The sequence below is a fragment of the Streptomyces sp. EDA2-14 genome (assembly GCF_054963755.1).
In genome coordinates this window covers 107,204-131,481 of record NZ_JBUEGE010000013.1, presented here as the reverse complement: position 1 = coordinate 131,481, position 24,278 = coordinate 107,204, and the positions used below count along the sequence as shown (strand labels likewise).

General features: G+C 73.2%; 23 protein-coding genes. 12 read left to right on the top strand and 11 right to left on the bottom strand.

The annotated features are described in order from the left end of the window. Nucleotides 1-29: 29 nt before the first annotated feature. The 4 genes from ACY34M_RS27430 to cbiE all read right to left on the bottom strand — a co-directional run bounded on the left by ACY34M_RS27430 (nucleotide 30) and on the right by cbiE (nucleotide 3,911). Complete coding sequence (locus ACY34M_RS27430) at nucleotides 30-986, bottom strand: hypothetical protein (RefSeq protein ID WP_462722398.1); 957 nt, start codon at nucleotides 984-986, stop codon at nucleotides 30-32. A gap of 130 nt (nucleotides 987-1,116) precedes the next feature. After that, a complete protein-coding gene (locus ACY34M_RS27425) occupies nucleotides 1,117-1,515 on the bottom strand; it encodes a peptidase inhibitor family I36 protein (protein WP_462722397.1) in 399 nt (132 codons plus the stop codon). Between the two features lie 399 nt (nucleotides 1,516-1,914). Then, entirely contained in the window at nucleotides 1,915-2,670 is a 756-nt protein-coding gene (gene cobM / locus ACY34M_RS27420) for a precorrin-4 C(11)-methyltransferase (protein WP_462722396.1), read from the bottom strand. Beyond that, nucleotides 2,667-3,911: a precorrin-6y C5,15-methyltransferase (decarboxylating) subunit CbiE gene (gene cbiE, locus ACY34M_RS27415; RefSeq protein ID WP_462722395.1), complete on the bottom strand. Its 1,245-nt coding sequence runs from the start codon at nucleotides 3,909-3,911 to the stop codon at nucleotides 2,667-2,669. The genes cobM and cbiE overlap by 4 nt, the downstream gene beginning before the upstream one ends. Nucleotides 3,912-4,134: 223 nt before the next feature. On the opposite strand from cbiE, the gene ACY34M_RS27410 reads away from it, so the two are divergent. Then, nucleotides 4,135-5,964 (top strand): DUF6049 family protein, encoded by a 1,830-nt coding sequence (locus ACY34M_RS27410; protein WP_462722394.1) that lies wholly within the window; start codon nucleotides 4,135-4,137, stop codon nucleotides 5,962-5,964. Here ACY34M_RS27410 and ACY34M_RS27405 read toward each other — a convergent pair whose 3' ends face one another. Next, complete coding sequence (locus tag ACY34M_RS27405) at nucleotides 5,965-6,927, bottom strand: S8 family serine peptidase (protein WP_462722393.1); 963 nt, start codon at nucleotides 6,925-6,927, stop codon at nucleotides 5,965-5,967. Nucleotides 6,928-6,995: 68 nt separating this feature from the next. Next, on the bottom strand, nucleotides 6,996-7,934 hold the full coding sequence (locus ACY34M_RS27400) for a LysR family transcriptional regulator (RefSeq protein ID WP_462722392.1): 939 nt from the start codon (nucleotides 7,932-7,934) through the stop codon (nucleotides 6,996-6,998). A 108-nt stretch (nucleotides 7,935-8,042) separates the two neighbouring features. Between ACY34M_RS27400 and ACY34M_RS27395 the strand changes: the two genes are divergently transcribed. The 5 genes from ACY34M_RS27395 to ACY34M_RS27375 all read left to right on the top strand — a co-directional run bounded on the left by ACY34M_RS27395 (nucleotide 8,043) and on the right by ACY34M_RS27375 (nucleotide 13,868). Beyond that, nucleotides 8,043-9,278, top strand: coding sequence for an MFS transporter (locus tag ACY34M_RS27395; RefSeq protein WP_462722391.1), 1,236 nt, complete (start codon nucleotides 8,043-8,045; stop codon nucleotides 9,276-9,278). A gap of 59 nt (nucleotides 9,279-9,337) precedes the next feature. After that, the gene (locus ACY34M_RS27390; protein ID WP_462722390.1) at nucleotides 9,338-10,180 is read left to right on the top strand and encodes a nucleotide-binding protein; all 843 of its coding nucleotides are present in this window, start codon (nucleotides 9,338-9,340) and stop codon (nucleotides 10,178-10,180) included. After that, nucleotides 10,180-11,004 (top strand): ParB/RepB/Spo0J family partition protein, encoded by an 825-nt coding sequence (locus tag ACY34M_RS27385; protein ID WP_462722389.1) that lies wholly within the window; start codon nucleotides 10,180-10,182, stop codon nucleotides 11,002-11,004. Before ACY34M_RS27390 ends, ACY34M_RS27385 begins: the two co-directional genes overlap by 1 nt. A gap of 38 nt (nucleotides 11,005-11,042) precedes the next feature. Further along, entirely contained in the window at nucleotides 11,043-12,470 is a 1,428-nt protein-coding gene (locus tag ACY34M_RS27380) for an IclR family transcriptional regulator domain-containing protein (RefSeq protein ID WP_462722388.1), read from the top strand. A gap of 72 nt (nucleotides 12,471-12,542) precedes the next feature. Then, complete coding sequence (locus tag ACY34M_RS27375) at nucleotides 12,543-13,868, top strand: PP2C family protein-serine/threonine phosphatase (RefSeq protein ID WP_462722387.1); 1,326 nt, start codon at nucleotides 12,543-12,545, stop codon at nucleotides 13,866-13,868. Here the strand turns inward: ACY34M_RS27375 and ACY34M_RS27370 are convergent. Next, a complete protein-coding gene (locus tag ACY34M_RS27370) occupies nucleotides 13,796-14,431 on the bottom strand; it encodes an NAD(P)-dependent oxidoreductase (RefSeq protein ID WP_462722386.1) in 636 nt (211 codons plus the stop codon). The two genes, ACY34M_RS27375 and ACY34M_RS27370, sit on opposite strands and share 73 nt — an antisense overlap. Before the next feature lie 100 nt (nucleotides 14,432-14,531). Here ACY34M_RS27370 and ACY34M_RS27365 point away from each other — a divergent pair, with 100 nt between their 5' ends. After that, nucleotides 14,532-14,960: a hypothetical protein gene (locus tag ACY34M_RS27365; protein ID WP_462722385.1), complete on the top strand. Its 429-nt coding sequence runs from the start codon at nucleotides 14,532-14,534 to the stop codon at nucleotides 14,958-14,960. 10 nt (nucleotides 14,961-14,970) lie between these two features. Here ACY34M_RS27365 and ACY34M_RS27360 read toward each other — a convergent pair whose 3' ends face one another. Continuing rightward, the gene (locus ACY34M_RS27360) at nucleotides 14,971-15,393 is read right to left on the bottom strand and encodes an SH3 domain-containing protein (protein WP_462722384.1); all 423 of its coding nucleotides are present in this window, start codon (nucleotides 15,391-15,393) and stop codon (nucleotides 14,971-14,973) included. A 343-nt stretch (nucleotides 15,394-15,736) separates the two neighbouring features. Here ACY34M_RS27360 and ACY34M_RS27355 point away from each other — a divergent pair, with 343 nt between their 5' ends. The 3 genes from ACY34M_RS27355 to ACY34M_RS27345 are packed head-to-tail and all read left to right on the top strand — an operon-like array spanning nucleotide 15,737 to nucleotide 18,210. Beyond that, nucleotides 15,737-16,705 (top strand): hypothetical protein, encoded by a 969-nt coding sequence (locus ACY34M_RS27355; RefSeq protein WP_462722383.1) that lies wholly within the window; start codon nucleotides 15,737-15,739, stop codon nucleotides 16,703-16,705. Further along, nucleotides 16,638-17,129: a DUF7144 family membrane protein gene (locus tag ACY34M_RS27350; RefSeq protein ID WP_462722382.1), complete on the top strand. Its 492-nt coding sequence runs from the start codon at nucleotides 16,638-16,640 to the stop codon at nucleotides 17,127-17,129. The genes ACY34M_RS27355 and ACY34M_RS27350 overlap by 68 nt, the downstream gene beginning before the upstream one ends. A 58-nt stretch (nucleotides 17,130-17,187) precedes the next feature. Then, nucleotides 17,188-18,210, top strand: coding sequence for an endonuclease/exonuclease/phosphatase family protein (locus ACY34M_RS27345; RefSeq protein ID WP_462722381.1), 1,023 nt, complete (start codon nucleotides 17,188-17,190; stop codon nucleotides 18,208-18,210). A 125-nt stretch (nucleotides 18,211-18,335) separates the two neighbouring features. On the opposite strand, the gene snpA is transcribed toward ACY34M_RS27345, so the two are convergent. Next, entirely contained in the window at nucleotides 18,336-18,992 is a 657-nt protein-coding gene (snpA, locus tag ACY34M_RS27340; protein WP_462722500.1) for a snapalysin, read from the bottom strand. A gap of 125 nt (nucleotides 18,993-19,117) precedes the next feature. Between snpA and ACY34M_RS27335 the strand changes: the two genes are divergently transcribed. Both ACY34M_RS27335 and ACY34M_RS27330 read left to right on the top strand, forming a co-directional pair. Next, the gene (locus ACY34M_RS27335) at nucleotides 19,118-20,074 is read left to right on the top strand and encodes a LysR family transcriptional regulator (RefSeq protein ID WP_462722380.1); all 957 of its coding nucleotides are present in this window, start codon (nucleotides 19,118-19,120) and stop codon (nucleotides 20,072-20,074) included. Nucleotides 20,075-20,188: 114 nt separating this feature from the next. Then, a complete protein-coding gene (locus ACY34M_RS27330) occupies nucleotides 20,189-21,685 on the top strand; it encodes an aldehyde dehydrogenase family protein (RefSeq protein ID WP_462722379.1) in 1,497 nt (498 codons plus the stop codon). Nucleotides 21,686-21,761: 76 nt separating this feature from the next. Here the strand turns inward: ACY34M_RS27330 and ACY34M_RS27325 are convergent, their stop codons facing one another. Both ACY34M_RS27325 and ACY34M_RS27320 read right to left on the bottom strand, forming a co-directional pair. Continuing rightward, complete coding sequence (locus ACY34M_RS27325) at nucleotides 21,762-22,901, bottom strand: TIGR03364 family FAD-dependent oxidoreductase (RefSeq protein ID WP_462722378.1); 1,140 nt, start codon at nucleotides 22,899-22,901, stop codon at nucleotides 21,762-21,764. A gap of 46 nt (nucleotides 22,902-22,947) precedes the next feature. After that, nucleotides 22,948-24,249 (bottom strand): MFS transporter, encoded by a 1,302-nt coding sequence (locus ACY34M_RS27320; RefSeq protein ID WP_462722377.1) that lies wholly within the window; start codon nucleotides 24,247-24,249, stop codon nucleotides 22,948-22,950. Nucleotides 24,250-24,278: the final 29 nt, after the last annotated feature.

Below are 24,278 nucleotides of genomic sequence, written 5' to 3'. Positions count from 1 at the left end.
CTGCTTGACGCCTCGGGAGGGCCCCGGCGTTACGAGACCTCGGCCATCAGCTTCAGCTGGTTCTCCTTGGTCCTCTTCGCCTCGGCGAGGGCCTGCGCGTCCTGCTCGATCATCTGGTTCTGGTAGGCGACCTCGACCGTGTACCAGGTTCCGACGACGTTGTACTTGGCCTTGCAGGCGACGTCCGCCGACGCGACCCGGCGCTCCTTGGCGGTGGCGACGGTGGTCTTCTGCCACTGGGGGTCGTCGCCCGCCTTCATCGGGTCGGCGTAGCTGTAGCCCTGCTTCTTCATGCAGTCCGACCACTTCGCGAAGGCGGCCCGGACGCGTGCGTCGTTGTAGGACTTGGCCCAGCTGTCCGTGTTGACCTTGGCGGCGGTCTCGTCCCCGCCGTAGGACTGCGGCCCCGAAGCCCCGAGCTTCTTGCGCGCCTCCCCGATGCAGCCACCGGCCGGGACCTTCTTGCCCTGGTAGTCCTGGCCGCCCTTCGCGGCGGCGGAGCCCGGCTTGACCTTCGGGTCGTCGGAGCCGGTCAGCACCGTGTTGGCCGTCCGGCTCAGCTCCTGCGGCTTGGTCCGCTGGGCCGCCTTCTCGGAACCGGCGGGCTTGTAGCCGTGGGTGGCGACGGCGTCGGCGTCCGTCATGCCGTACCGGAACTGCGTGCGGCTCTTCGGGTGGAACGCCTGCTCCGCCGCGGGCACCCGGTACGTGATGCCGAAGCGCTGCATGCACCTCTCGCGCAGCGTGAACTCGGCCTGTTGCATCTGGTCGAGCTGGTCGTCGCTCATCAGGTACGCGTCGATGGGCAGCGACTTGTCCGTGACGGACGTCAGCTTCGGCACGGAGGAGACCTTCGGGGTGCCGGTGCCGCCCCCGGACGACGCCTTCGCGGACCCGTCCGCGTCGTCGCTGCAGCCGGCCACCAGCGCGACGGCGACCGTCGCGCCGAGCAGGGCCAGGGGAATGCGGAAGGTGCTGGTGCGCATGGTGATGGACGTCCTTGACCTGTTTGAGGTGCGACGAAGAGGGGACTCGCTAGAATTCCGGCCGCGGAGGTGCGCTGCCCAGCTGCATTGGGCAGCGCACCTCTTGCTCGACGTGCTCGGAGCGGTCGGCCTAGTAGAACTTGCCCGACGCGTTGTCGTTCTTCACCGAACTGTTCAGGTTCGCCGCACCACCGGCCGCGATCGGCTGGGACGCACCCGTGTAGTTGCTGTTGTAGTAGATGCGGATTCCGTTGTAGAAGTCCCAGTTGTCGACGGAGGCGGTGTTGTTCTTGACCGGGAGACCGGCACCGGCGCTGCCGTTGGCGCTCGCGCTGAAGTAGTAGCCCGCGTAGTTGGGGATGTCGAAGTACTGCCGGTAGAAGGCGCCGGAGTAGTTGCTGTTGTAGTACAGGCAGGCGTAGCCGCTGGTGCAGGACTCCGCCGCCATGGCCGTACCGGACGTACCGAGGGCGGTGCCGACGCCGGCCAGGGCGACCGCCGAGGCGACGGCCAGGGATCTGAGGCGCATGGGCTTCCTTCCGGGTGTCTGGAAAACAGGACACGAACAGCCGTCAGCGGTCGCGACTCAGCCGCCAACTACCCTTGGGAAAAAGGGTTGTTGACCACGTTCGACTGACTCGAATCGACCACCGCGACCCGGCCCGAAACCTAACTCCACCCACGCCCCGGCAGCGAGATCCACTCTCCCCGTGGCCGGAAACCGGCTGCCCGCCCCGCGGTGATCGCCCCCGCACGGCCGCCGCGCACCCGAACGAGCACGTCAACAGCCTCGGTCCAGACCAATTTCGGGGAAACGCCGAATTCGTGCCCTCTGCATGAATCGGGACAGATGATCACTTATCGCGCGGCGGAGGGATTTCCTCCACCAAATAACTCGCCCGCAATCTTGACCGATTTCGAGCGCCGGCTACGCCCCGGAACAGTCGCGGTCCCGCTCCGTCGAGTACAGGTGGCTGTCGCGGAACTGGGAGGCGCCCAGGGTGCGGCCCACGATGATGACCGCCGTGCGCAGCACGCTCTCCGCCTTCACCTGGTCCGCGATGTCGGCGAGGGTGCCGCGCAGCACCAGCTCGTTCTCGCGGCTGGCGTAGGCGACGACCGCGGCCGGGCAGTCCGCCCCGTAGTGCGGGAGCAGCTCGGAGACGATCCGGTCGACGTAACGGGCGCCCAGGTGCAGGACGAGGAGCGCGCCGCTCGCGCCCAGCGTGGCCAGGTCCTCGCCCGCGGGCATCGGCGTGGCCTGCTGCGCGATACGGGTCAGGATCACCGTCTGGCCGACCGTGGGCACCGTCAGTTCCCGCTTCAGCGCCGCTGCCGCCGCCGCGAACGCGGGGACGCCGGGGACCATCTCGTACGGGATGCCGCGCGCGTCCAGGCGGCGCATCTGCTCGGCGACCGCGGAGAACACCGACGGGTCGCCGGAGTGCAGCCGGGCGACGTCGTGGCCGGCCTCGTGCGCCGCCACGAACTCCCGCTCGATGGCGTCGAGGTCGAGGTCCGCCGTGTCGACGAGCCTGGCGTCGGCCGGGCATTCGGCGAGGAGTTCGGCCGGGACCAGCGACCCCGCGTACAGGCACACCCGGCAGTCCGCGAGCGTGCGGGCGCCGCGCACCGTGATCAGGTCGGCGGCGCCGGGGCCCGCCCCGATGAAATAGACCGTCATGCCTGTCCAACCCCTGTCTTCGTTACGGACCATTGCGTGACCGGCATCGCCTGCCGCCACCCGGTGAAGCCGCCGACCGGCACGGCGTGCGCGACGGACAGTTTCACCAGCTCGCCGCCGTGGCTCCGGTACCGGGTGGCGAGCAGCGCCTCGGATTCGAGGGTGACCGTGTTGGCCACGAGACGGCCGCCCGGCGCGAGCGCGTCCCAGCAGGCGTCGAGCAGTCCGGGCGCCGTGAGGCCGCCGCCGATGAACACGGCGTCGGGGGAGGGGAGTTCGGCGAGGGCGGCAGGGGCCGGTCCGGTGACGACCGTCAGGCCCGGCACTCCGAGCCGCGCCGCGTTCCGCTCGATGCGGGCCGCGCGCTCCGCGTCCCGTTCCACGGCGTACGCACGGCAGGAGGGGTGCGTGCGCATCCACTCGATGCCGATCGAGCCGGAGCCGCCGCCGATGTCCCACAGCAGTTCGCCGGGGGCGGGCGCGAGCGCGGCGAGGGTCGCGGCGCGCACATGGCGCTTGGTGAGCTGGCCGTCGTTCTCGTACGCGGCGTCGGGCAGGCCCGGCGTCGCGCCGATGCGCAGGGCGTCGGGGGCGCGACGGCAGTCGACCGCGATCACGTTCAGCGGGTCGCCGGGCACGTGCGTCCAGGCCTCGGCCACCCCTTCGTACGAGGTCTCCTCCTCGGCTCCGAGGCGTTCCAGGACGGTGAGGCGGCTGGGCCCGAAGCCCCGCTCGGTCAGCAGGGCCGCGACCTCGGCGGGGGTGTCCGCGCCCGCGGACAGGACGAGCACCCGGCGGCCGTGGTGCAGCGCGGCCGCGAGCCGGTCCGCCGGGCGGCCGACCAGCGTGACCACCTCGGTCTCCTCGACGGCCCAGCCGATCCGCGCGCAGGCGTAGGACACGGAGGACGGGTGCGGCAGAACGTGCAGCGCGTCGGCGCCCACCGTCTCGGTCAGCGTGCGGCCGATCCCGTAGAACATCGGGTCGCCGCTGGCCAGGACGGCGACGCGGCGGCCCGCGTGGCGTGCGAGGAGGCCGGGTACGGCGGGGCGCAGCGGCGAGGGCCAGGCGACGCGCTCGCCCGCGCACTCCGGCGGGAGCAGGTCGAGCTGCCGGGGGCCGCCGATGACGGCGTCCGCGGTGCGGAGGGCCTCGCGTGAGGTCCCGGGGAGCCCCGGCCAGCCGTCGGCGCCGATTCCGACGACGGTCACCGCGGGTATGGCGGGGTCGGGGGAAGTCACGGCCTGGTACCTCGGTGCGTCAAGAGCGTCATCGTCGGAGCCGCACTCTATCGGGCGACACCGGCGGGACACCTCACAAGCCCCTGCGGCGATTGAGCAGCGGGGTCCGGGGCAGCGCCCCGAGGCGTGGGCGACGCGCCGCGAGCCGGTACGGTCCCCGCCCCCGGCAACCCGACCGTGTTACCTCAAGACCGGTTGACCCATCGGCGGGAGGCAGGACGACATGGCGGGACACGGAGCGGCACGGGCCTGGGCCGTGACCGCCATGGTGGTCGGGGCCTCGGCCCTCCCCGGTACGACGCCGGAGGCCTCCGCGGCGGAGGACGACGCGGCGCGCCCCGCCGTCGTCTGGCCGGTGACCGCGACCCCGCACATGACGGCGGCCTCGCTCGGCTCCGGGTCGACCGCGAAGCCGGTCTTCGACGACGACGCGCTCGCCGGTCTCCTCGCGCCCGGCGGCCGGCTCCGCGAGGTCGTCGACGCGGGCAGGGACCGCGACGTCAGCTGGGTGCTCGACCCGGATCTGGTGATCGCCGCGCAGGAGATGTCCACCGGCTACCGGGTCGCGAAGAACAGCGACTCCACCAGCCCGCAGGACACCACGGAGGGCACGGGCCAGGACGCGGCCCGCACCTGGCTGGCCGCACTGCGCGACGCCGTGGAGGGCCGCGAGGTGTGGCTGCTGCCGTACGCCGACCCGGACCTCGCCTCGCTGGCCCACCACCCCGGCACCGACACCGACGACCTCACGGAGGTGGTGTCCGGGCTCGCGGCCGACGCGAAGAAGCGGGTCGACCGGATCCTCGGCACCGGTGCCCGCACCGGGCTCGGCTGGCCCGCCGACGGCGCCCTCGACTCCGACGTCACCGCGCTCGGCGCGAAACTGGGTGTGACGCGGGTCCTCGCCTCGGGCCGGGGGCTCACGCCCGCGGACGACACCCCGGTGACCGTGGGCGGCGGCAACGACAAGCTGACGGCGCTGCCCTACGAGGCCGACCTCACGAGCGCACTCGCCCGCCTCAAGGACGAGGAGCCGTCCCCCACGCCCTCCCCCTCCGCCCCGGAGCCGTCGCGGTCGCCGTCGCCGTCGCCCGACGACACCACGTCGTCTCCGAGCCCGAGCCTCTCCGCGAGCCCCGACACCGCCGACAAGGCCACCGTCAAGCACGTCACCGCGCTCCTGAAGGCGAACGCCCGCCCGGTCGTCGTACCGCCCCGCAATCTGTCGGGCACGGCGGCGGACGCGCTCGGCTCCGCCATCGACTCCGGCACCAAGGACGGCTGGCTGGACCTCCAGGGCATCCGCGGGGCCGACGACGACCCGGTGGAGGGCGCGGCCGGGGCCCCGTCCGCGTACCCTTCGCGGCTGCGCGGCAGCGAGCTGAACAAGGACCAACTGACGGACGCGGCAGGCGATCTGGACACGCTGGCGACCCTCACCAAGGTGCTCGCCGACCCGAAGGCCACCACGGAGTCCGTGCACGCGGCGATGGCCCGCGCCCTGGCCACCGCGTGGCGGGCCGAGGAGGACGCGGCGCAGCGGACGTTCCAGGGGCGCACGAGCGACTTCCTGTCGACGTCCGTGAAGTCGCTGCGCCTGGTGCCGAAGACCACGGTCACCGTCACGTCGGGCGACGCCTCGATCCCCGTGACGCTCGACAACGCGCTTCAGCAGGAGGTCTCCGGGCTCGAACTGCGCGTCAAGTCCAGCGACGCCGAGCGTCTGAGGGTCAACGACGACGAGATCTCCGTGTCGGCCGAGGGCTCGGCGAGCCACACCTCGCAGATCGACGTCACCGCGAAGGCGAACGGCAAGGCGCGGCTGACGGCCCAGCTCTACACGACGAGCGACGGCAAGCCGTGGGGCGAGGAGATGACCTTCGAGGTCGACGTGACGTCGGTGTCCTCCGGGTCGATCGCCGTGGTGGCGACGGGCGTCGGGCTCATCGTCCTGGCCGCCGTGTTCCGGATGCGCCGGGTCCGCAGACGCAACGGGAACGGAACCGGGAGCGGGAACGGGAACGGCCAGGACGGGACCCCGCGGAGCGACTGATTACGAGTCCTTGTCCGCCTTCTTCACCGCCGCCTCCGCGTCCACGATGCCGAGGCCGAGCCTGGCGTTCTTCTTCGGGTTGACGGCCGTCCCCCGGATCGTGGAGATGATCTCGTCGGGGTCGAGCCCCTGGTGGTGCAGGAGCGCCGCGAGCGCGGAGACGTAGGGCGCCGCCATCGACGTGCCGGAGAGCTTCCCGTAGCCGGACGTGTCCTTCAGGGTCTCCTTCGTCCTGTACGTCGGGAGCGTGGAGAGGATGTCCTCGCCGGGCGCCGAGACCGCCTGCTGCGCGCCGAAGTTGGAGAAGTCGGCCGCCGCGCCCTTCTTGGTGCTCGCCCCGACGACGAGGACCGGGGTCTCCACCTTGTACGGCTGGGTGTCCGCGCCGTCGTTGCCGGCCGCGGCGACGACGACCGCGCCCTTGTCGTGGGCGTGCTGGATGGCCTGGTTGAGGATGCCGCCCTGGAGCAGCTTCGTCATCAGGACGCCCTCGCCGAGGGAGAGGTTGATGACGTCGGCGCCGTGGTCGGCGGCCCAGACGATGCCCTTGGTGATGTTGCCGTTGGAGCCGCTGCCGTTCGCGCCGAGCACCCGCACCGGCATGATCCTGGCGCCGGGAGCGCCGCCCGCGACGCCGACGCCGTTGTCGGTGTGGGCGGCGGCGATGCCGGAGACGTGCGTGCCGTGGCCGTTGAGGTCCTTGGGCTCGTCGTCGCCGTCGACGAAGTCGTGTCCGTCGACGAGCCTGCCCTTGAGGTCGGGGTGGTCGAGGGCGACGCCGGAGTCGACGACGGCGATGGTCGTGTCGTCGCCCTTCGAGGTGTCCCAGGCGGCCGGCAGCTTCATCGCGTCGAGGGCCCACTGGTCCTTCCGCATGGGGTCCGGCTTGCTGTCGTCCCCGCACGCGGTGACCAGCAGGAGAGTGGCGACGGTGGCGGCTACGAGCGGTGTACGGATGCGCATGCTTCCGAGCCTGTGGGCAGCCGCCACCGCACGCATGTGATGGCCATCCGTGTGGGCTAACGCCCCCGTCAGCGGGCCCAGTCGGGGCTCCAGAAGTCGCCGGAGCCGTCCTCCTGACGCTCGTACCGGTCCGTCAGATACGTCAGGAGCACCGCGAGGCCGGGGTGCCGGTTGTCCGCCCGCCACAGCAGCGACAGCGGGTAGAGCGGGGTGGGGCGGCGTACGGGGACGAACCGCAGCTCGATGCCGGCGGGCCGGGTGAGCGGGGTGCGGGTGCCCATGATGGTGGCCACGTCGTCCGCCGCCGCGACCGTGCGCAGCAGATGGCCGCCGCCGAAGGTGGTGCCGCCGACGTCGATGGTGAGCCCGAAGGCGCGCTCCAACTCCTCGTAGTACGCGGCCCATTCGGAGCCCTTCGCCATGCCGGGCATCCAGATCCGGTGTCCCGCGAGCTCGGCGGGCGTGACCTCGCGCCGGTCCGCGAGGGGGTGCGCGGCGCCGGTGACGAGGATGGCGGGCTCGTCGATGACGCGGGCGCTGCGCACCTCTGCGGGCAGCCGGTCCGCGGGCACGGCGCGGGTCCAGAACGCGGCGTCGACGCGCCCTTCGCGTACGGAGGCGAGCGCGGCCCGGCCGCCGTGGCCGTGGGCGACGACGTCGAGGGCGAGCCCGGGGTGGGCCTGGTGGAAGTCCTGCACGACCCCGTTGGTGATCACGTTGGCGGCGAGCACGTCGACGCGCAGCGGGCGCCGTCCGCCGCGCACGGAGTCGGCGGCCCGCCCGGCGACCGCGAGCAGTTCGCGTGCGTGCGGCAGGAAGGTCTCGCCGTCGAGGGTGAGCCGCGCCCCGCGCGGGGTGCGCGTGAACAGGCGCACGCCCAGCTCCCGCTCCAGGGCGGCGACGCGCTTGGAGGCGGCCTGCTGGGTGATGCCGAGTTCGGCCGCGGCGATCTGGATCTGGCCCTCGTCGGCGACGGCGACGAAGGTGCGTACGGTCTCCTGGTCCACCCGCCTATACAACCATTGGTTGTGCGGATGATGGCGCCGGTTGTTTGCCGCGGCGCGTCCCCGGCCGCTTGGATCGCCGGGTCACGACGGCAGACGGGAGGGCGGGACGTGCGGCTCGGGCGGGATTTCGGGTGGCTGTGGGCCGCCTTCGCGGTGAGCACCGCCGGTTCGTGGCTCGCCATCGACGCGTTCCAGCTGATCGCGGTCCTCGTGCTGCACAGCGGAGCCGCGCAGGTGTCGATCCTGGCGGCGGCCGGGTTCGCGGTCGGCGCGCTGCTCGCGGTGCCGCTCGGCCCGTGGATCGAGTTCCGGCACAAGCGGCCCGTCCTTGTCCTCACGGACCTGGTGCGCTGCGCGGCCCTGCTCACGCTGCCCCTCGCGTACGCCCTCGACGCGCTGACCTTCGCGCAGCTCGTCCTGGTCTCCGTCGTCGTGGCCGCCGCCGACATCGTGTTCCGGGCGGCGAGCGGCGCCCACCTCAAGGCGCTCGTCCCCGAGGAGAGGCTGCTCCCCGCGAACGCCCGCTTCGAGGCGACGCAGTGGACCGCCACGGCCGCGGGGCCGCCGCTCGGCGGGCTGCTCATCGGCGCGTTCGGGCCGCTGACGACGGTCCTCCTGGACGCCGTCAGCTACGTCCTCTCGGCGCTCGGCGTCCGCGCGATCCGCACCCCCGAACCGCGCCCCGCGCAGCGCGCCAAGGGCCGGATCGGCGCCGCCGACATCGCCGAGGGCTGGCGGCAGCTGTGGCGCAGTCCGTGGCTTCGCGCGCTGTTCCTCAACACGACCCTGGTGAACTCGCTGATCATGGTGAGCGCCCCGCTCATGGCGGTGCTGCTGCTCGACGAACTCGGCCTCTCCCCCGTCCAGTACGGCCTCGTCCTCGGCCTCCCCTGCCTCGGCGGCCTGCTCGGCTCCCGGCTCGCCACGCCGCTCGTCGGGCGGTACGGGGCGCACCGCGTGCTCATGGTCAGCGGGACGGTGCGGGTGCTCTGGCCGGTGGGGCTCGCCTTCGCGGGGCCGGGCGTCGCGGGGCTCCTTGTGGTGTTCTGCGTGCAGTTCTGCCTCGTCACGTGCGTCGGCGTGTTCAACCCCGTGATGGCGGCCGAGCGGCTGCGCAGGACCGGGCCCGACGTGGTGGCGCGGATGCTGTCCGCGTGGACGGTGACCGGGCGCGCGGTCGTCGCGGTGCTCACGCTGGCGTGGGGCGGCTGCGCGGCGCTGATCGGGACGCGCGGGGCGATCGCGCTCGCCGGAGTGCTGCTGCTCGCGACGCCCCTGCTGCTGCGCGGCCTGCGCTCCCCGGCGTGTACACCCGGCCCCGCGGCGCCCACGCTGCCAGAGTGACCACGGACAACCGCCCCATATGCACCGGATTTTCCGGTTCATGACGTCAGGGAGCTTTCGTGGCACACGTACACGTGATCCTCAATCAGAAGGGCGGCGTGGGTAAGTCCACGCTCGCCGTGAACCTCGCCGCCGTCACCGCCGACGTGCTCGGCGCGGGCGCCCCGGACGCCGAGCGCCCGCCCGTCGTCGCCGTCTCCATCGACCCGCAGGGCTCGGCCGTGTGGTGGTCGGAGCGGGTCGGCGAGGGGCTCCCCTTCGACTTCGTGCAGGCCCACGACGACCTCTCGGGCCTCGCGGCGCTCTCCCGCATCCCGTCCGCCGAGCACGTCTTCGTCGACACCCCCGGCTGGCTCGACCTCGCCGACGACGACGGCGCCGACCCCCTCGGCAAGGGCGCGGCCGCCGACGCCCTGCGCGCGGTGCTCTCCAACGCCACCGACGTCATCGTCCCCATCGAGCCGGAGCCGCTCGGCTTCCAGCCCACGCAGCGCACGGTGGAGCGGGTCGTGAAGCCGCGCGGGCTGCCCTTCCGCGTGGTCATCAACAACTGGGACCCGCGCGACGGCAAGGCCGACCTGGCGCAGACCCGCAAGTTCGTCGAGGCGCAGGACTGGCCGCTCGCGCGCACCGTCGTACGCCACTACAAGCTGCACACGCGGGCCAGCGCGGACGGCCTCGTCGTCACGCAGTACGGCGCCAACCGGGTCGCGCTCCAGGCCCGCGAGGACTTCTTCCGGCTCGCCCTGGAGGTCGGCCTCGCGGCGATCCCGGCCCCGGCCCGCAGCAAGAAGTCCTCCCGTTCGAAGCCCGCCGCGAAGACCGCCACGGCGGCCAAGACCACCGCGGCCGCGAAGACCGCCAAGAACGCCAAGGCCACGAAGAAGAAGGTGAACGTCTGATGGGGCGCCGTACCGACCTGTCCTCGCTCCTGTCCTCCGAGAAGGCGGCCGCCGAGGAGCAGGCCGCGGCGCCCGCCCAGCGCAGACGCCCCGACACCAAGCCGCTCACCGTCCCCATCGCCGACCTCACGGAGAACCCGGACAACCCGCGCCACGAACTGCGCGACCTGGACGGGCTCGCCGAGACGGTCCGCGAACGCGGCGTCCTCCAGGCCCTCGGCGTCGTCTCCGCCGCCGTCTTCCTCGCCGCGCGCCCGCACCACAAGGAGGCCGTGGGCAAGGCCCCGTACGTCGTCCTGCACGGCCACCGGCGGCTCGCGGCGGCCCGGATGGCGGGCCTGGACGAGGTTCCGGTCCTGGTCAGGGACGACGCGACGCGCTCCGACGAGGACGCGCTGATCGAGAACGTGCAGCGCGACGACCTCACGGAACTGGAGCAGGCGCAGGCCATCCAGGGCCTGATCACCTCCTACGGCTACTCGCAGCGCCAGGTCGCCGCCCGGATCGGCAAGACGCAGGGCTTCATCTCGCAGCGGCTGTCGCTGATGAAGCTGCGCGAGGACATCCAGGAGGCGCTCGCCGACGGCCGGGTCTCCATCGAGGACGCCCGCCGCATCGCCCGCCTCCCGAAGGAGGAGCAGGTGCTCCCCGGCGAGCCGGACGCCGCCGCGACCGTCCCGGCCGCCCGGAAGGAGAAGCGCGGCCGCGATTACGGCGTAATCAAGATCGACAGCCGGGGGACCCCCGACGACGTGGTCGAGGCGCTGCGCCGGCATCTGGCCCCCGCGACCCTCGACCGGATCGTCGAACTGCTCGGCCGATAGCCGCCTGCCCGGGAGCCGCGGTCGCTTACCGTGGCCCCGTGCTCGAAGTACCGACCGTGCCGTCCCCGCCCGTGCCCCCGCAGCCGCCCGCCGAGGCCGTCGCCCCGCTGATGCGCGGCCTCGACGTGCTGCGCAGCCTCACGGACGCCGAGTACGCCGGGGGCGCGGACGGCACGCTCGCCCTCGCCGAACTCGCCCGCGTCACGGGCCTGGCCCGCTCCACGGTCGACCGGATCTGCGCGACCCTCGCCCACCTGGGCTTCGTCCGCCTCGACGGACGCGACGCGGCGCTCGCCCCGCCCCTGATGGCCGTCGCCAACGCCTGCCTGGACGCGCTGCGGGTGCCGGGGCTCCTCGGCCCGCTCGCCGACCGGCTCGCGGACGAGCTCGACGAATCCGTGTCGATCGCGGTCCCCGACGGCGACCACATCCGCTTCGTCCACCAAGTGCTGCGCAGGCGCGCCCTGTCCATCAGCTTCCGCGTGGGCGACGCGCTGCCGGGCGCCGGGTGCGCGCCGGGCCTCGTGTTCCGGAAGGGCCTGGAGCGCGCCGTCGACGACCAGCTCGTGGAGCCGGGCCTCGTCGCGGTGGCGGCCCCCGTGCGGGGTCCCGACGGCTCGGTGGTGTGCGCGGTGAGCGTGGTGAGCCACACGAGCCGCCATACGGCGGAGGAGCTGCCGGGGGCGGTGCGGGGGCCTTTGGAGAGGGCCGTACGCGAGATGGAGGCAACGCTGGCGCATCAGCCACACATGCAAGCCCCTGCGGCGATTGAGCAGCGGGGTCCGGGGCAGAGCCCCGCGACCGAGGAGGAAGCTCCCGCCACGATCCAATCGCTCGCCAGAGGCCTCCGCGTGCTCACCGCCTTCGACGCCGCCCACCCCGCCCTCACGCTCACGGAGATCGCCGAGGCGACGGGCCTCGCCCGGGCCACGGCCCGCCGCGCCCTCATCACCTACGAGCACCTCGGCTACGTCACCCACGAGGACCGCACGTACCGGCTCACGCCCCGCGTCCTCGCCCTCGGCTGCGCGCCGCTGTCCCGCACCACGCTCCCCCGGATCGCCGCACCGCACCTCGCGGCCCTGTCGGAGCGCCTCGCCGAGTCCGTCGGGCTCTCCGTGCCGGACGGCGACTGCGTGCGCTGCACCGCGCGGGTGACGCCGCGCCGCGTCATGCGCGTCGACATCGGCGTCGGCTCCCGGCTGCCCGCCGGGGACACGGCCGCGGGGCGGCTGCTGCGCGACGGCGGGGAGTCGGCCGTGGCCGACGGCCCCGAGGACGGGCTGCGGTCGGTGGCCGTGCCGGTGCGGGACCGGTCGGGCCGGGTCGTGTCCGCGCTCGACGTCACCGCCCACCAGGGGCGCGGGGACGACGAGACGTGGGCGGCGGAGCTGCGGGAGACCGCGGCGCGCATCGCCGCCGAACTCCACGTCACCTCCCGCTTCGTGGCCGTCCCCGCGCACTGAGACCGAGGTCTCACCGCCGTACGGACCTTGGTCCCTACACGTCGCGACGAATGCCCCGCATCCTCAAACGTGATGACATCCCGTGGCTCCAGCAGCTTCTACCAGTCCTCCATCCGTGGGGCGGCGCCTTCGGCCGTACGCCCCACGGGCGGCTGGCGTGCCGTGGGACTGCTCGTCGCGGTGCTGGCGCTGATCATCGCCACCCTCGACGTGTCGACGCCCGAGGACTTCCGGGCCCGCGCCCTGCTCGGGCTCGTGCCGATCTTCGTGGCGCTGCTCGCGCCCGTGTCGGTGACCGCCGTCGTCACCGGTCTCCTGATCGTCGTCTACATCGGGCTGCAGGCCGTGTCGCCGCTGCCGACCAGCGGCAACTGGGCCGTGCTCGGGCCGCTGATGATCGGCACCGGCGGGCTCCTGGGCGTGCTGATCGCGCGCCGCAGGGAGGAGCAGCGCAGCCGTGTGCAGGCCCTCACGGACATCGCCGAAGCCACCCAGCGCGCGGTGATGCGCCGACTGCCCGAGCGGTTCGAGGACCTGCGGATCGCCGACTTCTACCAGCCCGCCGCCCGCGCGGCCCGGGTCGGCGGCGACTGGTACGACTTCCAGCCCTCGCCGCACGGGGTGCGCGCCGTGCTCGGCGACGTCAGCGGCAAGGGGCTGCCCGCGGTGTCCGCCTCGGCGTGGCTGCTCGGCGCGTTCCGGGAGGCGGCGTACCACGAGGAGCGGATCGAGGAGGTGGCCCGGCGCCTGGAGATCGCCATGCAGCGGTACAGCGCCTGGACCCGGATCACCCACGACGAGGGCCTCACGGACGCGTTCTCCACCGGGCTGCTGCTGCACTTCCCGCCCACCTCGGACGAGTGCGTCGACGTGGTGAACTTCGGGCACGAGCCGCCGCTGGTCGTCACCGCCGACGGCCGCGTGCACACCCCCGCTCTGCCGGCCGGACTGCCCCTCGGGATGGGGATGCTGGGCGCCGCGGCGCCGCGCGTGGCCCGGATACCGTTCGGGGTCGGGGACACGATGATCCTCTTCACCGACGGCGTGACCGAGTGCCGCGACGCGGACGGCACCTTCTATCCCGTACGGGAGCGGCTGCCGCACCTGGTGGCGCCGCACGGCGGGAAGGAGCCCCCCGAGGCGCTGCTGCACCGGCTCGCGGAGGATCTGCGCGCGCACCGGTACGGCCCGCCGAGCGACGACGCCGCGATCACCGTGATCCGCAGGACCGCGCGGCGCGCGCCGTACGAGAACGAGGCGGACGCCGAGCTGTACCAGTACCGGCCGAAGGAGTCGGCGGCCCCGGCCGTTCAGGGAGCCGTGACTCAGTACGCCACCGACATGCGCTTCCTGGAGTGCGCGTCGCGCTCGATCTCGTCGACGAAGGCCAGCGCGTAGTCCTCCGCGCTGATCCGGCTCTCGCCGTCGGCGTCCGTCATCAGCCGGTCGCCGCCGACCCGGAACTCCTCGGTGCGCTCCCCCGGTCCGATCTCCGCGGCCGGCGAGATGTACGTCCAGTCCAGGTCGTCGACCGTGCGCAGATAGGTGAGCACGTCGCGGTGTGCGAGCGCCTCGCCGCGGTACGCGTCGGGGAAGCCCGGCTGGTCCACGAGCGCCTCGCCGGGCGCGACCTCCAGGCTGCCCGCCCCGCCGACCACCACGAGCCGCGCCACCCCGGCTCCGCGCACCGCGGCGACCAGCGCCTGATTGAGCGAGAGGAACGGCTCGACCGGGTCCGAGCCGTCGCGGGGCGGCGCGAGGGCCGAGGCCACGGCGTCGTGCCCGCCCGCGAGCACCGTCAGCCGCTGCACGTCGTGGACATCGGCCGCCGCGCCCGTGCAGCCGACGACGGGCACGTCGCCGGAGCGGCTGACGGCGGTCACGCTGTGGCCGCGGCCCAGGGCCTCGGCGGCGATACGGCTGCCGACCATGCCGGTGGCGCCCAGGAGCAGGATGTTCATGGGCTCAGCGAAACACGGTGTTCCCCGGGGCGCATGTTGCGAAGGAGGCGCCGCGAGCGGTCAATGGAAGGGCGGGGGGCCTCGCAGAAAGGAGCCCGTCATGGCTCAGCACGCGGCACCCGCACCCGGCCGGCGCACCGGCACCGGGGGCGCGGCCTTCTCCCCGACCGACGCGGCCGTCGTGGTCCCCGCCGTGACCGGTATCGCCTACGGATTCTGGGCGTCGAGCATCGACCGTCACGGCGGCGAGGTCACCGGCGGCAACATCGCGCTCGGCTTCGTCACCGGCATCGTCGTGATGGCGCTCTGCTTCGGCATCCACCAGTGGTCCAAGCGGCAGGCGGGCCGGCACTTCGTCGCCCGGGCCGGGGCCTGGGGCGCGTTCGCCGGTATCGCCGTCGGCTTCCTCAACAGCCTCGCGCAGCACGCGCTCCTGTGGTCGGTGGTGCTCGGCCTGATCGTCGCGGCGGCCACGTTCGCGGGCACGTACTACCGGTACTACTCGGCGAGCGAGTACGCGCCCGTATAGAACGTACGTACTAATACGTGACGCCGAACTCCCGGTACTCGCGGTAGTACCAGCCGCTCGGGCCGTGGTCGTGACCGTGCCGCGGCCCGTCGGCCGGCGCCCCGGACGTACAGTTCGGCACGGCGCGGCCACCGGTGTCGACGTACGCGGCGCTGGCCCAGCCGCGGGCGCCCGTGAACCAGTACCAGGTCGAGGTTCCGTGCACCGACGAGCCGTCGGTGGCGCACTCGACGCGGTCCTGGCTGCCCGGCGCGAGCCGGTACACGACGGAGGCCGACGTGCTCGGCCCCGAGCGCAGATTGAGATCGGAACGGGAGACGACGGTCCCCCAGACGACGTCGCTGTTCGCACTGGCCGGTGCCGCGGCGGTCACGGCGAGCAGACCGCCCGCCAGGAGCCCGGCGGCAGCCAGGGCCGGAGTGGTTCGGCGCATGATCGGCCTCCTAGGGTGAGCCCCAGGGCCCTTCTGACGGATCTTGCCGGAGTCGCGGGCCCTGGCACGCACATCTGCGGCGTTGTCGTCGGTTGCCAACTTCCCCAAGCTCTCGGCTTCGCTCGAGCAGGGGAGGCCCCATTCGCGTTGTCGCCCTCCTCCGCCTTGCAGCTGCACGCACCAGACCCCGCTCGCGGAGCCGGATGGTGCGGCCCTCCGGGTCCAGCCTGATCCGTCAGAAGGGCCCTAGATCTCCACATCCCCACATCCAGGAAACACCCGTTCGGCCCAGTGCTCCACCGGAGCGCTCGCGCCCCGCGCGGCCGGGGCCTTGCCTGACAAGGTGACCCGAAAAGCGCCCCTCACCGCCGCCGCCTCCACGGTGCTGCTCGTCGTCGCCTGTCTCCTCGTCCCGCTCGGCACGCTCTCCACGTGGGCGAAGTACGAGATCGGCGACAGCGACCGGTACGTGTCCGCGATGGCGCCACTGGCCGGTGACCCGGACGTGCAGGACGCGGTGGCCGACGCGGTGACCACCGAGGTCATGCGGAACCTCGACGTGGGCGCGCTCGAATCGGTCGTCGAGGACTATCTGCACGGCGCGGTCGTCTCGTTCGCGGACACCGACGCCTTCCGCGGCGCCTGGAACACCGCGAACCGGGCCGCCCACGACGCCGTCCAGCAGTCCCTCGACGAGGGCACCACAGGGCCCGTCACGCTCGATCTGGCGCCCGTCACCGCGCAGGTCAAGAAGCAGCTGGAGGCGGACGGCGTGCCGTTCGCCGGGCGGATCCCGGTCACCCACACCGAGGTCACCCTGCTGTCCGCCGGCGACCTGGCCGGGCTGCGGAAGGGGTTCCACCTGTTCCAACTCGCCGGTCTGTGGCTGCCGGTGGCCGCCGTCGTGTGCGCCGCCGCGGGGCTCGTGCTCGCCGCGCGCCGCCGCCGGGCGCTCGCCGCGACCGCCCTCGGCGTGGCCCTGGGCGCGGCCGCGCTGCTCGTGGCGCTGCCGATCGCCCGCGCGCTCACGCTCTCCGACATCTCCGGCGCCGCGAACAAGGCGGCGGTCGGCGCCGTGTACGACGCACTGACCGCGTCGATGCGCACCGCGTCGTGGGTGCTGGTGGCGGTGGGCCTGGTGGTGTCGCTCGCCGTGTGGCTCGGCAGGCACCCGATCGGCCGCGTACGGAGTGCCGCCGCGCCGCTGCGGCGCGAGCATGCCGGTGACACGAGGAGGCGCCCGTATGACGCACACACCACCGGAGAGCGGGACGGCGGACTGGTCCGAGGCTCACCGAACGCCCGCCCCTGACCCCACCCGCGGCCGGGGCCCCCGCACCGACTGGGCGGCCGGCGGCACCCTGTTCGCCGGAGTCCTGATGCTGGTCAGCGGCTGCCTCGGCGTCCTCAACGGGATCGCCGCCATCGCCAAGGACGACGTCTACAGCCGGATCGGCGACTACGTGTACGCCTTCGACCTCACCACCTGGGGCTGGATCCACCTGGTGGTCGGCGCGCTCGTCGCGGTCACCGGCTGGGGTGTGCTCAAGGGCAAGGACTGGGCGCGCGGCGCGGGCATCGCCTTCGGGGCGCTCTACGTCGTCGAGTACTTCCTGTTCCTGCCGTACGCGCCCGTGTGGTCGGTCATCTCCATCGGCATCGGCGTCTTCGTCATCTGGGCGCTGGCCTCGGACCACGGCCGGGCCTCCGACTCCCCGGCCGCCAAACCGGCCTGACGGTCCGGGGCCCGGCTAACCTGGACAGTTCCCAGCGGACAGGTACGGGGGCCGGGCCTTGGACCAGCGGCAGCAGCACATCACGGACGAGGCGCCCGGCGCCCCGCGGGACGAGCCGCGGGACGCCGGGCGCCGCCGCGTGGGGCGGACGGGGGCGTGGGCGGCGGCGCTGCTGCTCGCGGCGGTCAGCGTGGTCGTCGGCTGCCGGGCCGCGGACCGCGACGCGGTCACCCCGGTACCCCAACTCCTCGCTTTCCTGCCCTGGTTGCTCGCGCCGACGGTCGCCGCGCTGCTCCTCGCGCTGCTGTCGCGCTGGCGCACGGGTCTCGTCTGGGGCGTCGTCGTGCTCGGCGCGCTCGCCTGGTTCATGGAGCCGTACGGGCGGGACGCCCCCGAGCCGGACGGCCCGCCGGTCTCCGGGGTACGGGTGCTGGCGTCCAACGTCCAGTTCAGCCGGGGCACCCCCGCGCTGATCGACACGGTCACCCGGCACCGCCCAGACCTCGTGTTCGTCGCGGAGTGCGGGCGGCCCTGCCGGGACGCGCTGGACCGGGAGTCGCTGCGCACCCGCTACCCGTACCGGCAGTCGGTGGCGGCGGACGGCTCCGCGGGCTCGACGATCCTCAGCGCGTTCCCGCTGAAGCCGGCGCCGAAGGTGGCCGGGACGATGGGCATGCCGGCCGCCACGGCGGACGTGCGGGGGCACGCGGTGCGGCTTCAACTCGCGCATCCGATGCCGCCGTTGGCCGACCAGGTGAACGTGTGGAAGAGGGAGCTGGGGCGCCTCGCGGACGCGGCGCGGGCCACCGAGGGCCCCGCCGTCATGGCGGGCGACTTCAACGCGACGCAGGACCACGCGGCGTTCCGCCGCATCCTCGACGCGGGCGCGCTGCACGACGCGGCCCGCCCGACCGGCCACGCCCGCACCCCGAGCTGGCCGTCGGCGGCGCCGGGCCCGCTGGGCACACAGATCGACCACGTACTGGTGAGCGACGACTTCTCGGCCGACAAGTCCCGCTTCGTCCGCCTCGCGGACACGGACCACCGGGCGCTCCTGGTGGACCTCACGCTGCACGGCTGAACCGCACGCGTTTTCACCGGGCCACCGTCCATGGGGAGGCGGACGGCGGCCCGGTGTGAGAGGCGGCGGCCCACTGCGGTCAGGTCGCAGGTGGGGAAGAGCCGCGCGCCCCGGCTATCGCGGGGTCATCGCAGTTCGAGCTCCGCCTTGCGCAGGGCCTTGGCGAAGCCGTTGGCCCACAGGGACTCCACTTGCGCCTTCTCGTTGGCGTCCGGGTTCGCGTTGGTGCACGAGGGGCCGGGGCCGCCGCCCGACATCAGCTCGCTGCACGGACCCTCGTAGTGGTCGGGCAGCCCGAGCACGTGACCGGTCTCGTGCGTGGTCACGCGCGTGGAGTCGTACTCCTGGTTCTGCGCGTAGTCCAGGAAGACGTAGCCGCTGCCGTGCCCGTCCGTCGAGGCGTACGAGCCGCGCGAGTCGTTGCCCTCGCGGTACGAGAAGTCGCCGCCGCCGGAGGAGGCCTGGAGCTTCACGTTCGACACGGACGCGTTCCAGATCGACGCGCTGCTCGCTATCTGCTGCTGGAAGGTGGGGGCCTGCGAGGCGTCGTACGTGACGGTGACGGACGCGGCGTGCGGGTTCGCGGCCCGCTTCTCCGCGACGGACTTCACGACGGCCTGGAAGAAGGCCTTGTTCGCCGCGGCCTCCTCGGAGGAACCGGCGTAGTGCTGCGCGCCCCGGTCCGGGGCGGCGGCCACGGGGCCCGCGGCGAGGGCGGTGACGGTGAGACCCGCGCCGAACGCGCACGCGAGAAGACGGATGACTGTGGGGGGTGGTGTCATGTCCATGCATGCGAGTCTGGGGCGGACGGGACGCACGGGATAGATGCCATTCGGCGATAACTCCGTGCTATCACCCCGCCGTTGCCCCTGGTGCGACGCACAGTACCCGCCTACGCTCGACGCCCATGGAGCTGGAGGTGCGGCACCTGCGCGTCCTGTGCGCGATCGAGGACACGGGCAGCCTGCACAAGGCGGCCCGGCAGCTGGGCATGACCCAGCCCGCCCTCAGCACCCAACTGCGCCGCATCGAGGACCACATCGGCGGCCACCTGTTCACCCGCGAGCGCACCGGCTGCCGGCCCACCCCGCTCGGCCGCATCCTGCTCACCCGCGCGAGACCGCTGGTGGACGAGTTGCGGGCGCTCGTCGACGAGACCCGCGCCGTGGCCGCCGCCACCGACACCCCCGGACCGCTGCGCATCGGCTCCACCGCGAGCCGCGCCCTGCCCGGCTGGCTGCGCCGACTGCGCACAGGACCCGCACTGCGCGGCGCGGAACCGTCCCTGCGCATGGACGTCTCCGCGCACGCCCTGCTCCGCCTGCTCGCCGACGGACGGCTCGACGTGGCGTTCGTGCACGAAGTCGAGGGCAGCCCGCTGCGGATGCCGCCCGGACTGCACTGCCGGGTCCTCGTCGAGCGCGAACCGCAGTTCGTGTCCATGCCCGCCGACCACCCCGCCGCCCGCCAGCCTGTCGTCCGCCTCGCCGATCTGGCCGAGGACCGCTGGATGATCGACCCGACGGTGGACGGCGAATGGGACGGGCTGCTCAGGGCGTTCCGCTCGGCGGGCGTCAGCCCCCGTGTCCTGCACGGCGACTACCTCACCGCCGCCAACCTCGTCGCCACCGGCGAGGTCGTCACCCTCTGCCAGCCCACCTCGCGCTCCCGCCCCGACATGGCGGTCCGGCCGCTCGCCGGCGACCCCGTCGCCGTACGCCTGCTGCTCGCCGCCCGCTGCGAGGCCGTACTCGACCTGGTCGAGCCGCAGTTGGCGGAGGCGTACTGGGAGGAGGTCCGGCGGACGCCCGCCTACCGGGACCGGCTCCCGGACGGCAGCAGCCCGGTCAGCAGCCCCCTGTGAGCAGCCACCCATAAGCAGCTCCCTATAGCCGGTATTGGCAGATCGCCCGTTGTTCACCTGCGGTTCTGCGGCCAGGGTTGCCGTGACGATCCCACCGGCTGCGAAGGAGCAGGCATGGCTGTGGCACCGGGCGAGACACGGTTCGACACGCGGTTCGACGTGGCAGGGCATCTGACGGGAAATCACATCGGGGGCCGGTGGGTCGCGGCCCAGTCGGGGCAGCGCCGCGCCGACCTGAACCCGGCCGATCTCACCGACGTGATCGGCGAGTTCGCGGAGTCCGGCGGCGCCGATGTCGACCTCGCGGTCGACGCGGCACGGCGGGCCTTCGCCCCCTGGCGGGACATCGGCCCCATCAAGCGGGCCGCCGTCCTCACCAGGGCGCTGCACATCCTGGAGGAGCGCGCGCAGGAACTCGCCCACGCGATCACCCGCGAACAGGGCAAGCTGCTCAAGGAGGCCACGGGCGAGGTCCAACGGGCCATGGCTGTACTGGAGTTCACGACGGGGCAGGCCCGGCTGCTCGGCGGTACGACGGCCCCCGCGGAGGAGCCGCGCACCTTCGCGTACACCTTTCGCAGGCCGATCGGTGTGGTGGGGCTGATCTCGCCGTGGAACTTCCCGCTGGCGATCCCGATGTGGAAGGTGGCCCCCGCGCTGCTCGCCGGCTGCACCGCCGTCCTCAAGCCCTCCCCGCTGACGCCCCTCACCTCCGCGCTGCTCGTCGACGTCTTCCGGCAGGCGGGCCTGCCGGACGGGGTGCTCAACCTCGTGCAGGGCGACGCGGCGGCAGGCGAGGCGCTCGTCGCGAACCCGGCCGTCGCCGGCATCAGCTTCACCGGCTCGCTGCCCATCGGCACCGCGATCCACACCGGCGGCGCGCACCGGCTGCTGCGCACCCAGCTCGAACTCGGCGGCAAGAACGCGGTCGTGGTCTGCGACGACGCCGATCTCGACAAGGCCGTGGACGCCGTCGTGCACGGCGCGTTCGGGCAGGCGGGACAGCGCTGTTCGGCGACCAGCCGGGCCGTCGTCGACGTCCGGGTCCGCGAGGAGTTCCTGGACCGGCTCGTCGCCCGCGTCGCCCACCTGCGGGTGGGCCCCGGCTTCGACCCGGCGTCCGAACTCTGCCCGGTCGTGGACACCGCGCGCAGGGACGCCGCCCTCGCCGCCGTCGCGGGCGCGCAGCGGGACGGCGGCAAGGTCGTGTGCGGCGGCGGCCCCGAGGAGCGCCCGGATCTCCCTCAGGGGTGCTACGTGCAGCCGACAGTGATCCGGGACGTGCCGTGGGACGCGGAGCTGGCCCAGGAGGAGGTGTTCGGGCCGGTGCTCGCGGTGGTGGACGCGGCGGACTTCGACGACGCGCTGCGGATCGCGAACTCCGTGAAGTACGGCATGTCGGGGACCGTCTTCACCGCGTCGCAGACCCGCGCCTTCGAGGCCCTGGACCGCTTCGAGGCGGGCATGCTGCACGTCAACCGGCCCGGCGTGGGCGCCTACGCGCACCTGCCGCACGTCGGGGACAAGGCCAGCCAGTACGGGCCGCCGGAGTGCTCGCCCGAGGTCTTCGACTTCTACACGGCGTGGCACTCGGCCTGCATCTCGTACTGAGCACCCCCGCGCGCCGAAAGGGCCGGTGCCTTCCCCGGAGGGAGGCACCGGCCCACTGTCGTGCGGGTCCGGCCGGTCAGCGGGTGGCCAGGATCTCCTCGGCGAGGCCGAACGAGAGCGTCATGCCGGCCCCGCCCACGCCGTTGACGACGGTGACGCCGGGCTCGGGGTCGACGACCAGCTCGGTGCGGCCGTCCCGCAGCGACGGATAGAAACCGACCCAGCGCTCGGTCACCTCCGCCTCCGGCGGAAGCCCCGCGAACGTGTCCAGGTACTCCAGGACCGCGTCGTCCACCGCGCCGTCCGCGAACGGGCCGAGGGTGGACCCGTACGCGTGCGAGTCGCCGAGCGTGAGGCGGCCGTCGGCGGTCTGCGAGACCAGCACGTGGATGCCGTGCTCGCGGTGGAACGGCAGCTCCTCGCCCATCCGCCGCGCCAGCTCCGGCTGCGCGGGACAGCCGTCGAACGCCGCGTAGTGCAGCAGGGTGAGCCCGCCGCAGAGCATCGGACCGAGCGCCCTGCCACCGGCCAGCGGGGCGGTGCGCATCATCTGGAGCTTGCAGCGCGTAAGACCGCTCGCGGCGAACACCTCCGGGTACAGCGAGGCGAAGTCGTTGCCGGAACAGACGAAGACCTGCTCGCAGTCCCAGTCGCCCGCCGTGGTGGAGACGGTCGGCATCGAGACGCCCCGCACATGCGTGCCGAAGCGGAACTCCACGCCGTACTCGGCGGCCAGGTACTCCGCCACGGCCGGTATCGCCCGGCGCGGGTCGACATTGACCTCCGTAGGACTCCACATCGCGGCCCGCAGTCCGTCGCGGCGCACGAAGCCGGAGCGCTCGGCCGCCTCGTCCGCGGTGATCATCCGCGCGCCCCGCTCCCTGGCCGCGTCGCTGAGCCGCAGGAAGTCCTCCAGGACCGCGGCCTCGTCCGCGTGCCGCGCCAGATGCAGCGAACCGGTCTCGGGCGCCCACAGGCCGGTCTTGGCGGCCACCTCCAGCCACACCTCGCGGCTGCGCAGCGCCCGCTCGTACACCTTTCCGCGCTGCTGTCCGACCGCCCAGATCATCCCGAAGTTGCGGATCGAGGCGCCCACCGCGAAGTCGTCGCGTTCGAGGACGACGGCCCTGCGGCCGCGCCGTGCGGCGGCGAGCGCGTGCGCGAGACCGACGATGCCGGCGCCGACGACGACGGTGTCCGCGTGCTGACGGTTCATGTCTGCCTGCCTTTCGGTACGGGGACCGGTACGGGGAGGGGAGCGGTCACTGGGCGGGAGCCGTGCGCGGGCGGCGGTTCCAGTGCGGAACCATGACCGCTCCGGCCAGCGCGGCGGCGACCGAGAAGAGCAGGAACAGGGCGGAGCCGGAGAGGAATCCGGGCAGCAGCCCGCCGAGGATCGCGCCGACCGAACCGCAGCCGTTGACCAGCCCCGCGGTGGTGCCCGCGGTCTCCTCCGCGCCGAAGTCGACCGCCGCGACGCACGAGATCATCGAGTCGGCGGCGTACACGGCGAGCCCGATGACGGCGAGCAGCGCGACCACGGCGCCGACGCTGTCGGTCGCGGTGAGCGGCATGAACAGGCCGAGGGCGACGGTCAGCAGGGCCAGCGACACCACGCAGGCGGGCACCCGGCGGGACTGGAACAGCCGGTCCGACACCCAGCCCACGACGATCGGCGCGAGCACGCCCGCCGCGCCGAACGCCACCGGGATGATCGTCGCCCCCACCTTGTCGACCTGCGGCAGCCGCTCGCTGACCAGCACGGGACCCCACAGCAGGATCGCGTAGCGGGCCGGTTTGAGCAGGAAGTAGGCGGCGCCCAGGGTGAGCACCATCGGGTCGCGCAGGGTCTTGCGGTACAGGGCGAGACCGCCGCCCCGGCTCTTCTTGGGCGCGACCGCCTCTGGCCCCTCCTCGCTGTCGGGCGCGTTCTTCTGGAAGAGGACGAAGAGCACGAGGACGACGGCGAGGGTCGCGGACCCGCAGAAGAACGCGGCGTGCCAGCTGTCGAAGACGGAGTACGCGAGCCAGCCCAGGAACGGCGGCGCCGCGAGCCCGCCGAACGCGTAGTTGGTGGACCACACGCCCAGCACCCTGCCGCGCTCGGCGACCGGGAAGAACGCGCCCATGTTCTTGCACAGCGGCGCCCACCCGGCCGACTGCGCCAGGCCCTGGACCACCATGGCGCCGCCGAACACGAGCAGCGCGCTGGAGGCGCCCATCAGCAGACCCGCGCCGATCGCGCCGACCATGCCGGTGATGACGACGACCCGCGGCCCGAACCGGTCGGACCACGCGCCCCACACGAACTGCCCCACGGCGTAGGCCGCGAGATAGACCGCGTCGATGACACCGAGGGCCCGCTCGGAGAGCGTGTGGGAGAGCACCGGGTCGTCCAGGATGCCGAGCTTCGCGACGGAGAACGCCTGCCGCACGAAGTAGAAGCCCGCGTACGCGACCCAGGTGACCGCGAAGATCCGCCAGCGCAGTCGCGGGTTCACCAGGTGCGGGTGGACGGTGCGCTGGGCCTCGCGGGACGTGACGGGTGGTTCGGTTTCGGCCATGGGGAGTCCAATCCTCGACGGAGCGGATG